At 61.9% G+C, this 17,374-nt stretch carries 17 protein-coding genes and 1 tRNA gene; 15 read left to right on the top strand and 3 right to left on the bottom strand.

What is annotated here, in order from left to right; translation table 11 throughout:
- The first annotated feature begins 33 nt into the window (after positions 1–33).
- Both F8O05_RS08915 and F8O05_RS08920 read left to right on the top strand, forming a co-directional pair.
- Positions 34–1,089 carry an ATP-grasp domain-containing protein gene (locus F8O05_RS08915; protein ID WP_158052389.1) on the top strand — a complete coding sequence of 352 codons (1,056 nt, stop codon included), beginning with the start codon at positions 34–36 and terminating at the stop codon, positions 1,087–1,089.
- A gap of 166 nt (positions 1,090–1,255) precedes the next feature.
- The gene (locus F8O05_RS08920; RefSeq protein WP_158052390.1) at positions 1,256–2,302 is read left to right on the top strand and encodes an LLM class flavin-dependent oxidoreductase; all 1,047 of its coding nucleotides are present in this window, start codon (positions 1,256–1,258) and stop codon (positions 2,300–2,302) included.
- Positions 2,303–2,566: 264 nt separating this feature from the next.
- Here the strand turns inward: F8O05_RS08920 and F8O05_RS08925 are convergent, their stop codons facing one another.
- Positions 2,567–3,055 (bottom strand): YbjQ family protein, encoded by a 489-nt coding sequence (locus tag F8O05_RS08925; RefSeq protein WP_158052391.1) that lies wholly within the window; start codon positions 3,053–3,055, stop codon positions 2,567–2,569.
- A 94-nt stretch (positions 3,056–3,149) separates the two neighbouring features.
- Between F8O05_RS08925 and F8O05_RS08930 the strand changes: the two genes are divergently transcribed.
- Positions 3,150–3,959 carry an aldo/keto reductase gene (locus F8O05_RS08930; RefSeq protein WP_158052392.1) on the top strand — a complete coding sequence of 270 codons (810 nt, stop codon included), beginning with the start codon at positions 3,150–3,152 and terminating at the stop codon, positions 3,957–3,959.
- A 119-nt stretch (positions 3,960–4,078) separates the two neighbouring features.
- Positions 4,079–4,154, top strand: a tRNA-Glu gene (locus F8O05_RS08935).
- Between the two features lie 114 nt (positions 4,155–4,268).
- Here the strand turns inward: F8O05_RS08935 and F8O05_RS08940 are convergent.
- A complete protein-coding gene (locus tag F8O05_RS08940) occupies positions 4,269–5,210 on the bottom strand; it encodes a LysR family transcriptional regulator (protein ID WP_158052393.1) in 942 nt (313 codons plus the stop codon).
- Between the two features lie 124 nt (positions 5,211–5,334).
- Between F8O05_RS08940 and F8O05_RS08945 the strand changes: the two genes are divergently transcribed.
- The 9 genes from F8O05_RS08945 (at position 5,335) to F8O05_RS08985 (ending at position 15,096) form a co-directional block, all read left to right on the top strand.
- Positions 5,335–6,345, top strand: coding sequence for a putative oxygenase MesX (locus F8O05_RS08945; RefSeq protein ID WP_158052562.1), 1,011 nt, complete (start codon positions 5,335–5,337; stop codon positions 6,343–6,345).
- A 20-nt stretch (positions 6,346–6,365) separates the two neighbouring features.
- Positions 6,366–7,403 carry a methionine synthase gene (locus tag F8O05_RS08950; RefSeq protein WP_158052394.1) on the top strand — a complete coding sequence of 346 codons (1,038 nt, stop codon included), beginning with the start codon at positions 6,366–6,368 and terminating at the stop codon, positions 7,401–7,403.
- A gap of 237 nt (positions 7,404–7,640) precedes the next feature.
- Complete coding sequence (locus F8O05_RS08955) at positions 7,641–8,477, top strand: PP2C family protein-serine/threonine phosphatase (protein ID WP_158052395.1); 837 nt, start codon at positions 7,641–7,643, stop codon at positions 8,475–8,477.
- Positions 8,478–8,630: 153 nt separating this feature from the next.
- A complete protein-coding gene (leuC, locus tag F8O05_RS08960; protein ID WP_158052396.1) occupies positions 8,631–10,094 on the top strand; it encodes a 3-isopropylmalate dehydratase large subunit in 1,464 nt (487 codons plus the stop codon).
- 3 nt (positions 10,095–10,097) lie between these two features.
- Positions 10,098–10,757, top strand: a complete 660-nt coding sequence (gene leuD, locus F8O05_RS08965) for a 3-isopropylmalate dehydratase small subunit (protein WP_158052397.1) — start codon at positions 10,098–10,100, stop codon at positions 10,755–10,757.
- Entirely contained in the window at positions 10,754–12,127 is a 1,374-nt protein-coding gene (murA, locus tag F8O05_RS08970; protein WP_158052398.1) for a UDP-N-acetylglucosamine 1-carboxyvinyltransferase, read from the top strand. Before leuD ends, murA begins: the two co-directional genes overlap by 4 nt.
- A 67-nt stretch (positions 12,128–12,194) precedes the next feature.
- A complete protein-coding gene (locus F8O05_RS08975) occupies positions 12,195–12,899 on the top strand; it encodes a lysophospholipid acyltransferase family protein (protein ID WP_192497108.1) in 705 nt (234 codons plus the stop codon).
- The gene (locus tag F8O05_RS08980) at positions 12,896–13,969 is read left to right on the top strand and encodes an NAD(P)H-dependent glycerol-3-phosphate dehydrogenase (protein ID WP_158052400.1); all 1,074 of its coding nucleotides are present in this window, start codon (positions 12,896–12,898) and stop codon (positions 13,967–13,969) included. Before F8O05_RS08975 ends, F8O05_RS08980 begins: the two co-directional genes overlap by 4 nt.
- Positions 13,969–15,096 (top strand): D-alanine--D-alanine ligase family protein, encoded by a 1,128-nt coding sequence (locus F8O05_RS08985; RefSeq protein WP_158052401.1) that lies wholly within the window; start codon positions 13,969–13,971, stop codon positions 15,094–15,096. Before F8O05_RS08980 ends, F8O05_RS08985 begins: the two co-directional genes overlap by 1 nt.
- On the opposite strand, the gene F8O05_RS08990 is transcribed toward F8O05_RS08985, so the two are convergent.
- Positions 15,093–15,641, bottom strand: a complete 549-nt coding sequence (locus tag F8O05_RS08990) for a DUF3515 family protein (RefSeq protein WP_158052402.1) — start codon at positions 15,639–15,641, stop codon at positions 15,093–15,095. The two genes, F8O05_RS08985 and F8O05_RS08990, sit on opposite strands and share 4 nt — an antisense overlap.
- Before the next feature lie 25 nt (positions 15,642–15,666).
- Between F8O05_RS08990 and thiL the strand changes: the two genes are divergently transcribed.
- Together thiL and F8O05_RS09000 are read left to right on the top strand one after the other, a co-directional pair.
- Complete coding sequence (thiL, locus tag F8O05_RS08995) at positions 15,667–16,749, top strand: thiamine-phosphate kinase (RefSeq protein ID WP_225735818.1); 1,083 nt, start codon at positions 15,667–15,669, stop codon at positions 16,747–16,749.
- A 155-nt stretch (positions 16,750–16,904) separates the two neighbouring features.
- The gene (locus F8O05_RS09000; protein ID WP_158052403.1) at positions 16,905–17,252 is read left to right on the top strand and encodes a carboxymuconolactone decarboxylase family protein; all 348 of its coding nucleotides are present in this window, start codon (positions 16,905–16,907) and stop codon (positions 17,250–17,252) included.
- The last annotated feature ends 122 nt before the right edge of the window (positions 17,253–17,374 follow it).

Raw genomic sequence — 17,374 nt, forward strand, 5'->3', positions numbered from 1 at the left:
GCCGCATTTGAATTCCTCGGCAAAACTAAGGGCATGACAAACGACCAGAACGCCCCCGCGGTCTACATCCTGCACGAGAACCCCGAGTGGCTGCCCGCGTTGCGCACCGGCTTCGAAGCCGAAAACGTGCCCTACCGTGAACTTGAACTCACCACCGGTGCCATCGACGTTGGCGCAGAACCGCCGCAGGGTGTTTTCTGGTCGCGACTGAGCGCATCCTCGCACACCCGTGGCAATGACCACGCGAAGGAATATGCCCGCGCAATTCTTCGCTGGCTCGAAGCGCACGGTCGCCGCGTCGTCAACGGTTCGCGGGTCCTTGAGCTCGAGGTCTCGAAGGTTGCCCAGTACACGGCACTTGCCGCGGTAGGGTTCGATGCCCCGAAGACCACCGCGGTGTTCGGGAAGGATGCGCTGAGCGAGCAGGCTCGCAACTTCGAGCTCCCGTTCATCACCAAGCACAACCAGGGTGGCAAGGGCCTCGGCGTGCGCCGCTTCGACAGCTACGAAGAATTCGACGCCTACGTCGCCTCGGATGAGTTCGAAGAGCCGATCGACGGCATTACCCTGCTGCAGGAATACATCGCCACCGCGGAGCCGTTCATTACCCGCGCCGAGTTCATCGGCGGCAAGCTCCACTACGCGGTTCGCGTGGACACCTCCGCCGGCAGCTTTGAGCTTTGCCCGGCCGAAGCCTGCGCGGTCCCAGCTGATGGCGAAGCCGAGGCGGATGCACTGCCCGCAATTGACGTCGCCGGCCTCACGGTCGCCGCGAGCGACCTCGGTGGCTTTGTTGCCGCATCCGCAGCCTGCGAGGTGCCTGCCGACAGTGGGCTGTTCCGCATCCGCCCAGAAATCACCGCCGAGACCCCGCTGATCGCGAAGCTCGAGAAGTTCCTCGCTGAGCAGGGAATCGAGGTCGCCGGCATCGAATTCTTCGAAACCGCGGACGGCCGCACGGTGGTCTACGACATCAACACGAACACGAACTACAACCCGGACGTGGAGGCCACTGTCGAGTTGGCTGGCGCACGTAAGATCGCTCGTGTGCTCGGCGAAGAACTCGCCACCCTGCACCAGCCCGCTTAATCCTTGGTTCCTGAGTAGGGCCGTAGGCGCGTATCAACCGTCGATTCCTGAGTAGCGCCGTAGGCGCGTATCGAAGGACAGCAACGCGAACCTTTCGATACGTCGCTTCGCTCCAACTCAAGGATCGCCCCCCGAACATCCAAAGACAAGAGAAGAGAACATTTCAATGCGTTTTGGCTATTGGACCGCCATTACTGACAGCTGGTTGCGTAACGTCGACGACACGTTCGCATTCGACCTCCCCGCGCAGCGTCAGATCGCGCAGGATGCCGAGCGGGTCGGCTTCGACATCACGCTGGTTCCGGAACTGAACCTCAGTGACATCAAAGGCAATGAAGGTCCGGTGCTGGATGCATGGACGCTCGCCTCGGCGCTCGTCGCCTCCACCGACAAGCTCGAGATTCTTGCGGCCATCCGCCCGATCTATCACCGTCCGGTGCAGCTTGCGGCCAAGCAGGCGGCTACCCAGCAGTACCTGTCGAACGGTCGTTTCAGCCTCAACATTGTGTCGGGTTGGTGGGCTGAGGAAGCTCGACAGTACGGCATCGAGTTCCCCGAGCACGATGACCGCTACGAGTTCACCGCCGAGTACGTGCACGCGCTTAAGGCCCTGTGGAGCCAGTCGCCGGTGAACTTCGACGGCAAGCACATCCAGATCGAGAACACCTACCTCGAGCCCAAGCCCACCCCGGCCCCGCACATCTTTGCCGGCGGCGAGTCGGAAGCTGGCCGCGCATCCATCACCACCTACGCCGACTCCTATGTGACCCACGGCGGTACGGTCGAGGAGCTGCGCGAGAAGATCGAAGACATGCGCGGTCGCCGCGAGCGTGCTGGCCTCGCACCCTTCGCGAACTACGGCATGGCCGCGTTTGTGATCGTGCGCGACACCGAAGAGGAGGCGCGCGCCGAATTCGAGCGAATCACGAACGTCTCGGAAGGTAGCGCCGGTTACGAGTCGTACCAGGACTTCATCTCGAAGTCGCAGCTCAACGTCAACGTTTCGCTCGAGGACTACTCGGTGTCGAACCGCGGCCTGCGTCCCAACTTCGTCGGGACGCCCGAGCAGGTCGCCGAGCGCATTCGCGAATTTGAGGAAGCGGGCCTCGACCTGCTGCTGCTGCAGTTCGGTAACCCCGCCGAGGACATCGTGCGCTTCGGTGAGCAGGTTATCCCGCTCGTCAACCGCGAGCGCGCAGACGTTTCCGCGTAGTCGCGCCGCTGCGCGACGCTAGCCCCTGCCGTTTGTCGCACCCATTGCCAGTGCAGCGGCAGGGGTTAGCCATAACGGCCATGGTTACGCGTCTTCCCATTGCCATTAGCTGTAGGCATTGCAGGCCTAGCGGCAAGGGGTTAGCGATAACAGCCATGGCTGCCACGCTTGCCCCTACCGTTTGCTGGGCTCATTGCTGGCGTAGCGGCCGGGGTTAGCGCTATCGGCAATGGGAAGAACACCTCCCATTGCAGCTCGCGGCATCTATCGATTAGGTCCGGGCGGAGTTGGCCCAGGCACTGTGGGACCAGGGCCGGGCATGCTGCGCGGCACAAAATCGCTGGGCGCGGCGAACTGCTGCTGCGGTTGCCGCATTTGCTGGTCACGACGCCACAGATCGATCGACTGCGGCGTCGACCCTTCATCGTCAGGGCCAAGCGCCTGCACGATCACCGCCGTGCCGTAGGCGCACACTTCGGTCCACTGACCGGCGATCTCACTCGTGTCGAAGCGCATGGCAATGATCGCGTTCGAGCCGCGCTGCTGCGCTTCCGCCACCATCCGTCCCATTACTTCCTGCCTGGACTCATAGAGCAGCGACGTGAACTGCGTGATTTCACCACCGCCAATCGACTTAAACCCGGCGACCCAGGAAGACCCAAAGTCGCGGCTGCGGACGGTCAGGCCCATCACCTCACCCTGCACGGCAAGGATGCGGAACCCCGGAATTTCGTTGGTCGTCACGATAATCACTTGGCCATTGTGCGCGGCAATTTTCTGAACCACAGCAAATTTGGTCGAATATCCACACTCAGAATGACCAGATCTGATCGCTAAAGTGCCGGGCATGACTACATCCGCTGAATTCGCATCCCAACCCATCGGCTTTGGCACTTGGCCATTTAAGGATGAAGAAGCCGTCCGCAGCGTCGCCTCGGCGATCGAGATCGGCTACCGGCTCATCGACACTGCCTCAAAGTACGAGAACGAGCAGGCTGTGGGCCGCGGTATTGCTGCGAGTGGCTTGCCACGGGAAGAGCTCTTTGTGCAGACCAAGCTGCGCGGTCACGATCACGGGGATGTGCGCGGGGCGCTCGAGCGCAGCCTCGAGTGGCTGGGCGTGGACTACCTCGATTCGTGGTTGATTCACTGGCCGCTACCCATGTTGGGGCTGTACTCGAAGGCGTTCGAGCAGATGGCACATGCCCGGGAAGAGGGGCTCGTGCGTTCGATTGGCGTGTCGAATTTTCTGCCTGAGCACCTGGATGCGTTGAAAGCAGAGACCGGACTTGTGCCTGCGGTCGATCAGCTCCCATGCGACCCGAGCCTGAACCGTCCGGAGCTTCGTGCCGAGCTTGCGGCACGTGGCATCCAGGTGCAGTCCTGGTCGCCGCTGGCTCGCGGTGGGGAAGTGCTCGAGGCACAGCCGGTACTCGAGGTCGCGCAGGCGCGTGGGATCACTCCCGGTCAAGTCGTCCTCGCGTGGCATCATTCGAACGACCTGGTGCCCATCGTGCGCTCGGGGAGTGCGCAGCGTCAGCGCGAGAATCTCGAGGCGGTATCGATCGAACTGACGGATGCTGAGGTGGCCAGTATTTCGAGTCTCCCGCAGCGCGGGCTCGGCGATTTCGATCCCCGCACCCGAGATGAGCGATAGCCACGAAATGAGCCCTTCCTGGCACAACACGCTGATCTGACCTGGGGTTTTAAATGTTCCGCGAACTCCAAGTTGACTTCAACTTTTCATCTATGCCAAGATAGACGAGTTGTCAGCGCGGCCCCATCGTTTAGCGGCCTAGGACACCGCCCTCTCACGGCGGCAGCGCGGGTTCAAATCCCGCTGGGGTCACCAACCTGACAAAGCCCGGATCGCAAGGTCTGGGCTTTGTTGGTTTCCCGAACCCCGAGCTGCGTCGGTCACGCCTTCGAGCCTTCGCAAAGCCCGTTTCTGGTTCAGTGCCTGGCTCTAGTCCAGCAGTGAAACCCCAAAGTCAGTGACCACGGCCCGCAACTCGGCGAGGTAGAGCTCCGCCTGTTTGGTGAGCGGGATTGAAGAGTGACTGATCCAGCCAATTTCGATTCGGTCGTCGACCTCGAGTGGCACGGCGGCGATCTCCGGGTCGAGGTCGTCACTGACGATGCCGGTGGAGATGGTGTAGCCGTCGAGCCCAATCATGAGGTTGAAGATGGTCGCACGGTCGGAAACCTGGATCTCCTGCTTACTCGAAAGCGTGGAGAGGATTTCCTCGGCGAAATAGAAGGAGTTGTTCGCGCCCTGGTCGAAGGTGAGCCGCGGCAGCTCGGCGAGGTCATCTAACGTCACACGACCGCGAGCAGCGAGTGGATTCTGTCGGGAAATGAAGATGTGTGGCTCCGCGAGAAACAGCGGGTGAAACGATAGGCCGGATTCTCGTAGGAGCTTGTCAATGACCTTGCCGTTGAACTCATTGCGGTAGAGGACCCCGAGCTCGCTTCGCAGGGTCCGGACATCCTCGATGATGTCCCAAGTACGAGTCTCCCGGAGCGAGTACTCATATTCGGGCGCCCCGCTGTCTTTCACCATCCGGATGAATGCCTCGACAACGAACGAGTAGTGCTGCGCCGATACGCCGAGCAAGCGACGCGACGGCGCCCGGCCGAGATAACGCTGTTCGAGAAGCTCTGCCTGTTCGACGACCTGCCTGGCATAACCGAGAAATTCGGCGCCGTCGGTGGTGAGCATGACTCCTCGGGTCGAGCGAAGCAGGAGCGATCGGCCCACCCGAGCTTCGAGATCTTTCATTGCCGCAGACAGCGTTGGCTGGGCAACGTAAAGGAGGTCAGCCGCGGCGCTGATCGAACCTTCAGCGGCAACTTCAATGAAGTACCGCAGCTGTTGCAGGGTGATATCGCTCGACTTTTTTGCCATAGATGCATCCTATAGGGGGTCATAGCTGTTTCTAGTTACCTGATAACCCCTGGTCGCGGGCAGGATGAATTCATCGACTTCCGCGCGGCCGACTCTGGCCGTGCAGGATCAACCACAGGATTGGATGCCCACGGTGAGCGACTTCACGTTCAACATCACTACGACCCGTTTCGACGAGGATTATTCGCCCTCGGAAATTTCGCGAGCAACGACGAACTTCGCGAACCTGGCTCGCGGCGAGCAGCGCCAGCAGAACCTCCGTCGGGCACTGACGATGATGAACCAGCGCTTCAACGACCTCGCACACTGGGACAACGCTGCCCGTGACCGTTACGCAGTCGAACTCGACATCGTCTCCGTAGAACTGCGCTTCACCGCGGACGGCGCCGAGCGCACTTTCCCGCTGTTCGAGGTCCTCGACGCGAACATCCTCGACCACCGTTCCGGCAAGCGCCACCACGGGATCGTCGGGAACAACTTCTCGTCATACCTGCGTGACTATGACTTCAGTGTGCTGCTGCCGAAGATCAAGGCCGCCGCGGCCGACGCAGGCATCCCGGCTGACTACGGTGTCCTCCACGGCAAGCTGTTCCAGAGCTTCCTCGACTCTGCCGCTTACCAGGAGCGCTTCGCGCAGTCGCCGGTGATCTGCATCAGCGTCTCGACGAGCAAGACCTACCAGCGCACAGGGAACCACCACCCGATTCTCGGTGTCGAGTACGACAACGACGACCTTTCGCTGACCGACGAGTACTTCGGCAAGATGGGGCTGCAGGTGCGCTACTTTATGCCTCCGGGTGCGGCAGCACCGCTCGCGTTTTACTTCCGCGGCGACCTGCTCAATGACTACACCAACCTGCAGCTCGCGGGCACGATCGCCACGATGGAGACCTTCCAGAAGATTTACCGTCCCGAGATTTACAACGCGAACTCGGCCGCGGGAGACATCTACCGTCCGAGCCTTGAGCACGACGATTACTCGATCCCGCAGGTCAACTACGACCGCGTTGAGCGAAGCCAGCTAGGGATCAAGCAGGGTCAATACACCGACGTCCACTTCGTCCAGCCCTACGGCGAAATCTTCGAGCGCTGGGCCAACGGCACCGCCGAACCCGTAGCACCGGTACTCGTCTAATCGGCAGAAAGTTTTTGAACATGAATGCACTTCTTCCCACTTCGACCGTGGGTAGCCTGCCGAAGCCGTCTTGGCTTGCGGAGCCCGAACAACTCTGGTCGCCTTGGAAACTGAGCGGCGACACACTCGCCGAGGGCAAGCAGGATGCGCTGCGCATTACCGTCCAGGAGCAGCAGCTTGGTGGCCTCGACATCGTCAGTGATGGCGAGCAGACGCGTCAGCACTTTGTCACGACGTTCATCGAGCACCTCGACGGCGTCGATTTCGAGAACCGCGAGACCGTACGTATCCGCAATCGATATGACGCGAGCGTGCCGACGGTTGTCGGTGCCGTGAACCGCGAGCAGCCCGTGTTTGCCGAGGATGCGAAATTCCTGCGTCAGCAGACCGATCGACCAATTAAATGGGCACTGCCGGGGCCGATGACGATGATCGACACGCTCGCGGATCGCCACTATGGCAGCCGCGAAAAGCTGGCCTGGGAGTTCGCGAAGATCCTCAACCAAGAGGCCAAAGACCTCGAGGCAGCGGGTGTAGACATCATCCAGTTTGATGAGCCCGCGTTCAATGTTTTCTTTGAGGATGTGCAGGACTGGGGCATCGCCGCACTCGAGCGAGCGGTCGAAGGGCTGAGCGTGGAGACCGCGGTGCACATTTGCTACGGCTACGGCATCAAAGCCAATAACGATTGGAAGAAGACGCTCGGATCGCAGTGGCGTCAGTACGAGGTGTCGTTCCCGCTCCTGCAGCAGTCGAGCATCGATATCGTCTCGCTGGAATCCCACAACTCCAATGTTCCGGTCGACCTCATCGAGCTCCTCCGCGGCAAGAAAGTCATGCTCGGGGCAATCGACGTGGCTACCGACGAGATCGAGACCCCAGAAGCCGTCGCGGGAACGCTCCGCAAGGCACTGCAGTTCGTCGACGCGGACAAGCTCATCCCGAGCACCAACTGCGGGATGGCGCCGCTGTCGCGGGAAGTGTCGCGTGCGAAGCTGAGCGCGCTGAGTGCCGGTGCGACGATCCTTCGCGAGGAGCTCGCGGCCGCACTGGTCTGACACCGCGTTGGTCTAACGCTGCAATCACCACTGTGCCCGACGCCTGGATCTCCCAGACGTCGGGCACAGACTATTTAGGAATGGCACCGCGCACTCCAAATCGCGGCACGCGCGGGCGGTGTTCGCCGCCGTTCGTTTCTCGGTGTTAAGATCGCCAGCGAAATTCACGTGATCAGGGGCTCGTTCGAATCCCGCGATGCCGGTAGAGTTTCCCGGTACGCCAAACAGGGGGTTTCAGTGACTGCTGAGTTCAACGCGACCGTCGACACGTGCGCCGGTGAGCTAGAACTACGCGTCTCTTCGTCGACGGATATCGGCACGGTTCGTGCGGTCAACGAAGATTCCGTCTACGCGCGTCCGCCGGTCTTCCTCGTTGCCGACGGTATGGGTGGTCATTCCTATGGCGACCGGGCCAGCCAATCGCTGGTGGAAGCGTTTAGCGAGCATTTCACCGAAAATGAGCCCACGCATCCGGTTGAGGTGCTCAAAGCGATTGACGACGCAAATATGCGCGTGCAGCAGCTCATTACCGAAGCGGACGGGCCGGGCGCGGTGGCCGGCACGACTCTGTCGGGAATCGCTCTCGTGGAGGTCGCCCCGAACGAGGATGCAGCTGTCGCCCCGCACTGGATGATTTTCAACGTCGGTGACTCGCGCGTGTACGGCTGGAACGGTCGCGACGTGGTGCAGATCACCGTGGACCACTCGGCAGTGCAGGAACTCGTGTCGCTCGGCGTGATCACCGCCGAAGAGGCACTCGTACACCCAGACCGCAACGTCATCACTCGCGCAGTGGGGTCGGATGCAGAGATCGAGACCGATCTTTGGCTCATGCCGGTACAGGGTCACCAGGTCTTTGTGATTTGTTCGGACGGGCTCACGAAGGAGCTTGACGATCGGCTCATTTCCGACACGATCCGTACGCACATGCACGAGTCGGCCCCGCTTCATTCACTGTCAGAGCGGCTCGTGCGCCTCGCGGTGGAACTCGGTGGCCGGGACAATGTCAGCGTGGTCACCCTCGAATCCAACGCACTTGGCCGAGAAGGCGTGGAGACTCCCGCCGCCGAATAGCGTCACGATCATCTCGCACCCCGCCGGTTGACTCGAACCCGCGGGGAATGGTCCGTACCTGCCCGGTGTTACCATTGGCAGCATCCGAATGCCGGGAAACATTACACCCTTTTAACATTCGGAGCCCTCTCAATCAGGAGAACTTCCAGGAATATGACGACTGAAACTCAGGGATCTGCACCCAAAACGCTGCCAGAAAAGGTCTGGGAAGCCCACGTTGTAAAGCGTGGCGAAAACGGTACCCCCGACCTTATTTACATTGACCTCCACATCATGCACGAGGTCACCAGCCCGCAGGCTTTCGACGGCCTTCGCCAAGCAGATCGCCAGCTTCGTCGTACCGACCTTACGATCGCGACCGAGGACCACAACACCCCCACTGTGGACATCCTCAACCGCATCGCGGATGACACCTCGCGCACGCAGATCGAAACGCTCCGCAAGAATGCGGAAGACTTTGGTGTACGCCTGCACTCCCTCGGCGACCGCGAACAGGGCATCGTGCACGTGGTTGGCCCGCAGCTGGGACTCACCATGCCCGGTATCACCGTCGTGTGTGGTGACTCGCACACTTCGACCCACGGCGCATTCGGGGCCATGGCCTTCGGTATCGGTACCTCCGAAGTTGAGCACGTGATGGCAACTCAGACGCTGCCGCTGAAGCCCTTCAAGACCATGGCAATAAACGTCGAAGGCACCCTGCGCCCGGGCGTGACCGCGAAGGACATCATCCTCGCGGTGATTGCCAAGGTCGGTACCGGTGGTGGCGCTGGCTACGTCTTCGAATACCGCGGCTCGGCAATCCGTTCGCTGTCCATGGACGGCCGGATGACCATCTGCAATATGTCGATCGAGGCCGGTGCTCGTGCCGGCATGGTCGCACCTGACGAGACCACCTACGAGTACCTCAAGGACCGAGCACACGCACCGAAGGGCCAGGACTGGGATGACGCGGTCGCGTACTGGAACACCCTGTCCACCGACGAGGGCGCAGAGTTCGACGCTGAGATCTTCATCGACGCCAACGAGCTCGAACCCTTCGTGACCTGGGGCACCAACCCCGGCCAGGGCGTGCCGCTGTCCGCGACGGTACCCAACCCGGAAGATTTTGCTGACGAGGTAGACCGCAGCACCGCCGAGCGCGCGCTCGAGTATATGGACCTCAAGGCCGGCACCCCAATGAAGGAAATCGCGGTCGACACCGTCTTCATGGGCTCCTGCACCAACTCGCGCATTGAAGACCTGCGCGCCTTCGCGAGCATCATCGAGGGCCAGAAAAAGGCCGATGACGTGCGTGTCATGGTCGTCCCAGGCTCCGCACGCGTGCGACTGCAGGCAGAAGCTGAAGGCATTGACAAGATCGTCAAGGACTTCGGCGCCGAATGGCGTTTCGCTGGCTGCTCAATGTGCCTGGGCATGAACCCCGACCAACTGGCCCCGGGGGAGCGCTGCGCATCCACCTCGAACCGCAACTTCGAAGGCCGTCAGGGTAAGGGCGGCCGCACCCACCTCGTCTCCCCGGTGGTTGCCGCAGCGACCGCGATCCGCGGCAAGCTGTCGAGCCCCTGGGACCTCGAGTCGGCTACGAACGCAACGAACGAACAGGCGGTTGCCTAACTCATGGAAAAGATCAATAACATCACCGGCCCGGCCGTACCGCTGCGCCGTTCGAATGTCGACACCGACCAGATCATCCCGGCGGTCTTCCTCAAGCGGGTCACCAAGACCGGTTTTGATGACGCTCTCTTTTACCACTGGCGACAGGACCCGGACTTCATCCTGAACCAGCCGGAGTACGCGAACCCGAAGGTGCTCATCGCGGGCCCGGACTTCGGAACCGGCTCGAGCCGTGAGCACGCCGTGTGGGCACTGCGTGACTTTGGTTTCCGCGCGGTCTTCGGTTCACGCTTCGGTGAAATCTTCCGTGGAAACTCCGCCAAGCAGGGACTGCTGGTGGGCGTGCTGAAGGAAGAAGAGGTCGAACAGCTCTGGAATGCAATTGAAGCAAATCCAGGAACCGATGCCCAGGTGAGCCTGGAAAACCAGACGGTGTCGGTGGGGGAGGTCTCTTTCGCTTTCGAGATTGACGAGTACACTCGTTGGCGCCTCATGGAGGGGCTCGACGATATCGCGCTGACCCTCCGTGATGAAGACGCGATCACCGCGTTCGAGAAAACCCGTCCCTCGTGGATGCCTAAGACTCTCCCTGCACTCGATGACACAGAGCCCGGTACCCTCGCGGGAGACCTAATTGAACTTTCTGGAGGTACACGCGAGTGACCAGCCTGAATCAGGACGCGGCTCGCGCTGCGCAGTTTGTTGGCCTCAACGCCGACACCATCACCTTCCACGGAGGGCAGCCGCTCAACGGGCGTATTGAAGTCCGCGGAGCCAAGAACTTCGTCACGAAGGCGATGGTCGCATCGCTCCTTGGCGACCAGCCGAGCGTGCTGCGCAACGTTCCGGATATTTCCGATGTACGCGTGGTTTCGGGCCTGCTTGAAGTGCACGGCGTGAAGGTCGAGCGTGACGTGGCAGGGGGCGAGCTTCGACTCGACCCCTCGAACGTCAAGATCGCCCACATGGCCGAAATCAACGCACACGCAGGTTCCAGCCGCATCCCGATTCTGTTCTGTGGTCCGCTGCTGCACCAGCTCGGGGAAGCATTCATCCCTGACCTCGGTGGCTGCCGCATCGGTGACCGGCCGATCGACTTCCACCTTTCGGCGCTGCGTTCCTTCGGTGCCGTCGTCGACAAGCTGCCGGAAGGCATCCGCCTCACCGCACCCAACGGCCTGCACGGGGCAAAAATCCACCTCGACTACCCGTCAGTGGGCGCGACCGAACAGGTCCTGCTCACCGCGGTGCGTGCCCAGGGCATGACCGAGCTTACGAACGCCGCGATCGAGCCCGAGATCATGGATCTCATTAATGTGCTCCAGAAGATGGGCGCCATTATCTCGGTGGATGCGGACCGAGTGATCCGCATTGAGGGCGTCGACCGACTCGGCGCGTATGACCACTTCTCGCTGTTTGACCGCAATGAGGCCGCCAGCTGGGCCGCGGCAGCACTGGCCACCAACGGTGAAATCTTCGTTGAGGGCGCAAAACAAGCGGAAATGCTGACCTTCCTCAACGTGTTCCGGAAGGCCGGTGGGGTCTTCGAGATTCACGATGACGGCATTAACTTCAAGCACCCGGGTGAGGCAGGCCTCAAGCCGGTGGTGATCGAGACGGATGTGCACCCCGGCTTCATGACGGACTGGCAGCAGCCGCTCGTGGTCGCCTTGACCCAGGCTCCGGGAGTATCGATCGTGCACGAGACGGTGTACGAACAGCGCTTTGGCTTCACCGACGCCCTGGTCAAGATGGGTGCCACGATTGAGCTGCACCGCGAGTGCCTCGGCGGCCAGAAGTGCCGCTTTGGGCAGCGCAACTTCGTGCACTCGGCGGTCATCTCTGGCCCCACCCAAATGCACGGTGCGGACATTGAGGTGCCCGACCTTCGCGGTGGCTTTAGTCACCTGATTGCGGCGCTCATGTCCGACGGTGTCTCGCGCGTTTCGAACGTTGGCATCATCGCTCGTGGGTACGAGAACTTCCTCGAGAAGCTTCGAACCCTCGGTGCGGACTTCACAGTAGGAAGCTAGGTCGGTGGCGGAGGAATCGCGGCGATCAGCATCTCCCGAAAAGCGTCGGCCCTCGATTTTCTGGCTCATGGCCGCAATCGCCGTGCCCGCGCTGAACCTGCTGTTCAAGTACGACATTAAGGGCAGCCTGCCGAAAACCGGGCCTTATATCCTGACCCCGAATCACTACTCGGACATCGACCCGGTGGTGACCGGCTACGGGGTGTGGCGGCTCGGCCGAGCCCCTCGCTTCATGGCGAAGGCCTCGCTCTTCAACATCCCGGTCGTGGGTTGGCTTCTGCGCAAGAGCGGCCAGGTGCCGGTGGAACGCGCACGGTCGCGGGCCAAGGCTGATTCGATGAAGGCTGCTAACCAGATCGTCGACATGGGCGGTGCGGTGATTGTGTACCCTGAGGGGACGCTCACCCGTGAGCCCGCGATGTGGCCGATGCGCGGTAAGACAGGGGCGGCACGCCTCGCACTGCAGTCGGGCATCCCGGTGATTCCCGTCGCGACCTGGGGCGCACAAGCCGTGGTCCCGCGCTTCCAGAAGAAGTTTAAATTCCGCTTTCGCGCGCCGATCAAAATGATCGTCGGCGAACCCATCGACCTCAGCGAGTTCGAGGGGAAGTACACCTCGAAGCGTGCGATCGACGGTGCCACCGTCAAGATCATGGGTGAGATCACCAAACTCGTCGAAGAAATCCGCGGGGCGAAAGCACCTGCAGAACTCTACGATCCCGTGCAAAACGGGCAGACCGAATTCGGTCTGCCGAATGAGATCCAGTCGTGAGCGAATGGTATCCAGCGACCTCGCCAATCACCCTGCCGACGCTCGCTGATAACGGAGCCGAGCCCGGCGGTGAACGCATTGTCGTGATCGGTGGCGGCAACTGGGGGACGACCTTCGCGAAGATCGTGGCCGACGGTGGGCGTAATGTCACGCTCGTGGTGCGTCGTCCCGAAGTCGTTGACGAGATCAACGAAGCCCACCGAAATACCACGTATCTGCCGGGCATTAATCTGCCCTCACGCATCCATGCCACGTGCGATCTGGCGGCTTCGGTCGCGAGCGCGGACCTCATCTTCCTCTCGGTCCCGGCGCAAACCGCGCGCGAAAACATTGAAGAGTTCCGGCCCTTCATGACCGCCGACGCGAGCATCATCAGCCTCATGAAGGGGATGGAGCGCTCGACCGGGAAACGGATGAGCGAGGTCATTAGCGATGTTTCGGGCCTCGGCGCCGATCGCATTGCGGTCGCATCCGGCCCGAATATCGCGCTCGAAATTGCCCGCGGGGAACCGACGGCAATCGTCGTCGCGAGCGAATCCGAGCAGCTTGCCGTACGCGTCGCACAGGTTGCCCGAAACTCGTACTTGCGTTCCTTCGTGAACCAGGATGTTGTGGGCACCGAATTCGGTGGGGTCCTCAAGAACCTGATCGCGATCGCCATCGGTATCTCGGACGGTGTCGGCTACGGCGAAAACACCAAGGCCTCGATCATGACTCGTGGACTTGCCGAAATCACCGATTTTGCGGTCGCGATGGGCGCATCCCGTGAGACCATGATGGGTCTTGCCGGGCTCGGCGACCTGATCGCCACGTGTATGTCGCCACTATCGCGCAACTTCACGGCCGGGCGCCTCCTTGGCCAGGGCTACAGCTACCAGGACGTCAACAGCCGAATGGAGCAAACCGCCGAGGGCCTGCGTTCGGTGGAGTCGATTCTGCTGCTGGCCAATCAGCACAGCGTGCCGATGCCGATCGTGCAGCAGATCAACGATGTGCTGGACGGCAAGATGTCGCCCACCGACCTGGCACCACACCTAGCAACCGATAACGAGATTCCGCGGGGAGAATGATGACGGATACCGCACAACACAGCACGGACAACCTGACCACGGTGGTGGTGCTGTTTGGCGGAAGGTCGAGCGAGCATCAGATCAGTTGCGCGACCGCAGCGGGAGTGCTCGCAGCAATCGACCGCACCCGGTTTCGGATTATCCCGGTGGGCATCACCCGGGATGGCGTGTGGGTACTGGAAGAAGATGACCCGGAGAAGTTCCGCCTCAACCCCGAAAACCTGCCCGAAGTGGTCGACAACGGAACGCGCATCCACCTGCCAGACTCGGCACAGCACCGTCGTATTTCGGTGAGCCGTGCAGACGGTAGCTTCGAGCAGCTCGGGAATATTGACGTGGTCTTCCCGATTCTGCACGGACCCTACGGTGAGGATGGGACGATCCAAGGGCAGCTGGAACTGGTCGATCTGCCGTTCGTGGGCTCGGGCGTGCTGGCATCGGCAGCCGGTATGGACAAGCACTACACGAAGATTCTGCTCGAAGCCGCGGGGCTGCGCGTGGCACCGGGCTTCACGGTGCACGCCCACGAATGGGCCACCGAGGCCGAGGCAATTACCGAACGGGTGGCCTCGGAAATCGGCTACCCCGCTTTCGTGAAGCCCGCACGCGCTGGTTCTTCAGTTGGTGTCTCCAAGGTTAAGGAGCCCGCAGCCCTTGCGGAGGCCATGGCTATCGCCCTTGCCGAAGACGATCACATACTCATCGAGCAGGGCATCGACGGTCGCGAAATCGAGATCGCCGTGCTCGGCTCGCGTCGCGGGGAACGCGCTCGCGCCTCGGTGGCTGGTGAGATCATCGTCGACAACGCCGAGTTCTATGACTTTGCCGCAAAGTACCTTGACGATTCCGCCGTGCAGCTGAGCTGTCCGGCAGAGATTTCGGATGCGCAGCTCACCGAGGCGCAGGACCTCGCGATCCGAGCCTTTGAGGCTTTGGGCGCGGAAGGCCTTTCGCGTGTGGACTTCTTCCTCGATGAGGAAGGATTCCTCGTCAACGAGGTGAACACGATGCCCGGCTTCACGCCGATCTCAATGTTCCCGCGCTGCTGGCAGGAGTCCGGTCTGCCCTACGAACAGCTGATCACCGAACTCATTGACGTGGCGCTGGATCGCACGCAGAGCCGCTAATCCACGTCGTCGGTGCCTTCGGCCGGGTCGGTGCCCTCGGTCGCATCCGGCATATTGAGCTCCGGAATACCGAGCACATCCTCGGCGCCCACGCACTGGCCGGTTTGCGGTAGGTACCCGACGACCTCATTGAGATCCATCAGCGCGTTGAGCCCGGAGACCCCGGTCGAGGAGTCAATGATCACCTCGAGCGCGGGGGTACGCCCATAGGTGGTGTAGCGATAGGTGGGGGCATCGGACTCGTCTTCGACCCAGTCGATGCCATCCAGGCTGATGCACTGGTCGGTGGTGGGTCCGGGCGTGGCGACCCCGCAGCGCAGCAATACCGAAGCGGGGTTCCCCCAAGCGCCGGTGGCCTGCGCATTCGTGTACCGCTTGGAGAGGTTGTCCACCGTTTCGGGCAGCCGCACGGAAACTTCTGCGCATTCTGCAGCACCCGCATACTCGGCAGGCTGCATTGGCACGGAAGGCCCGGTGCAACCGGTGAGTGCCACGGCGGTGAAGACGAGAACTGGCGCAAGGGTGGGGAGGATTCGGCGAGACATATCCCCTCCAGGGTATCGTGGCGCCGTGCCTGCCATTGCCGATTCCTCAGCCAACATGACCGTCGCCGCAGCGGGGGAGCGTGAAACGCTCCGTCGCCTGCTTCGACACCTCCCGAAAGGGGATACCCTGCTCGGCCCGGGGGACGATGCCGCCATCATTGCGGCGCCGGATGGGCGCGTGGTCATCAGCACCGACACGATGATTGAGGGTCCCGATTTTCGCCTCGAATGGTCGACCCCCGAGCAGCTCGGTAGCAAAGCGGTAGCCTCCAACCTTGCCGATATTGCGGCGATGGGTGCCCGGCCAACGGGAATGGTAGTTGCCCTCGCGGTGCCTCGCGACACTCCAGTGGATTTCGTGGAGGGCCTCGCACGCGGGTTCGCCATCGGATTGGAGGGGCTCGCTCCCGGTGTCGGGGTGGTCGGTGGGGATCTTGCAACCTCGCCCGTGGTGACGATTGCCGTCACGGTGTTTGGTTCGATGGATGGGGTTCCCGCGGTCACGCGTGCGGGCGCTCGGCCCGGCGAGGTGGTCGCGGTGGCGGGCGACATGGGCCGCGCGGCGGCAGGCTTGCGGCTGTTGTTTGCTGGTGCTGGTGCTGGTGCTGGTGCTGGTGCGGATGCGGATGCGGATGTGGATGCAGGCACAGATGCAGGGGATTCCGCAGCGCTCACCACGAAACTCATTCAGGCTCAGCTCGCCCCGGAGCCACCGCTGGCCGCAGGCGTGGCCGCGGCCAGGGCGGGTGCCTCCGCGATGATGGACCTTTCGGACGGCCCGCTCCTCGACGCCACTCGACTCGCGATCGCGAGCGAGGTCACCATCGCGATCGACTCAGCCACGGTGGCGGGGGATATTGCCACGTTGCTGCCGCCATTGCGGAGCGCCTTCGGGCTGGATACTGACGCCGCCAAAGACCTCGCCTCACGCCTCGTACTCGGTGGCGGGGAGGACCACTCGCTGCTGGCAACCTTCCCGGCCGACGTCGAACTCCCGGCACCCTTCCGTGCCATCGGTCGCGTCGTCGAACAGCAGGATGCACCGGTGCTGGTCGACGGTGAGCCCGCGCAGCCAGACGGCTGGGATCCGTATATCGGGATCGAGTAACAAACGGGATTGAGTAACTCGGTGCAGCGAGATATTTCGCTGCACTCATACGCGTCGAGCGGAATCCGGGTAACGCTGAGTAATGATCGGCTCGCGTGGGTCCGCGCGGACGTAGCCTGAAGCGGTTCCCACCCGAATTCGACGCCAGGAGACTCATGTCAGACTTTTTTGACCGCGAGAACGACCGCCACTACACGAAGGACTACAAGGAGACCACGCCGGACATCCTGAAGGCCTTCGCCGACTTTGACAGCGCCGTATTTGCCGCTGAGGGGCGGGAGATCCCGCTGAAGTACCGCGAACTTATCGCTTACGCGGTGGGGCTGACCACCCAGTGCACCTACTGCATTGATGCGCACAGCCAGAACGCCGTCAAGGCTGGCGCGACCAAGGGCGAGCTTGCGGAGACCGCGTGGGTAGCTGCGGCAATTCGTGCCGGTGGCGCGTACGCACACGGACGCCTGGGCTTCAAGCTCTCGGGCATCCACGACCACGACGCCTAATCGCGCCCTTCGATACGGCTTCGCCTACTCAGGGGACGCCTTCGATACGCGCTTCGCGCTACTCAGGGGACGTAAAAATGCCGGTCCCTGAGTAGCGAAGCGTATCGAAGGGTATCGAAGCA

This window comes from Gulosibacter chungangensis, from assembly GCF_008831155.1.
GTDB lineage: Bacteria > Actinomycetota > Actinomycetes > Actinomycetales > Microbacteriaceae > Gulosibacter > Gulosibacter chungangensis.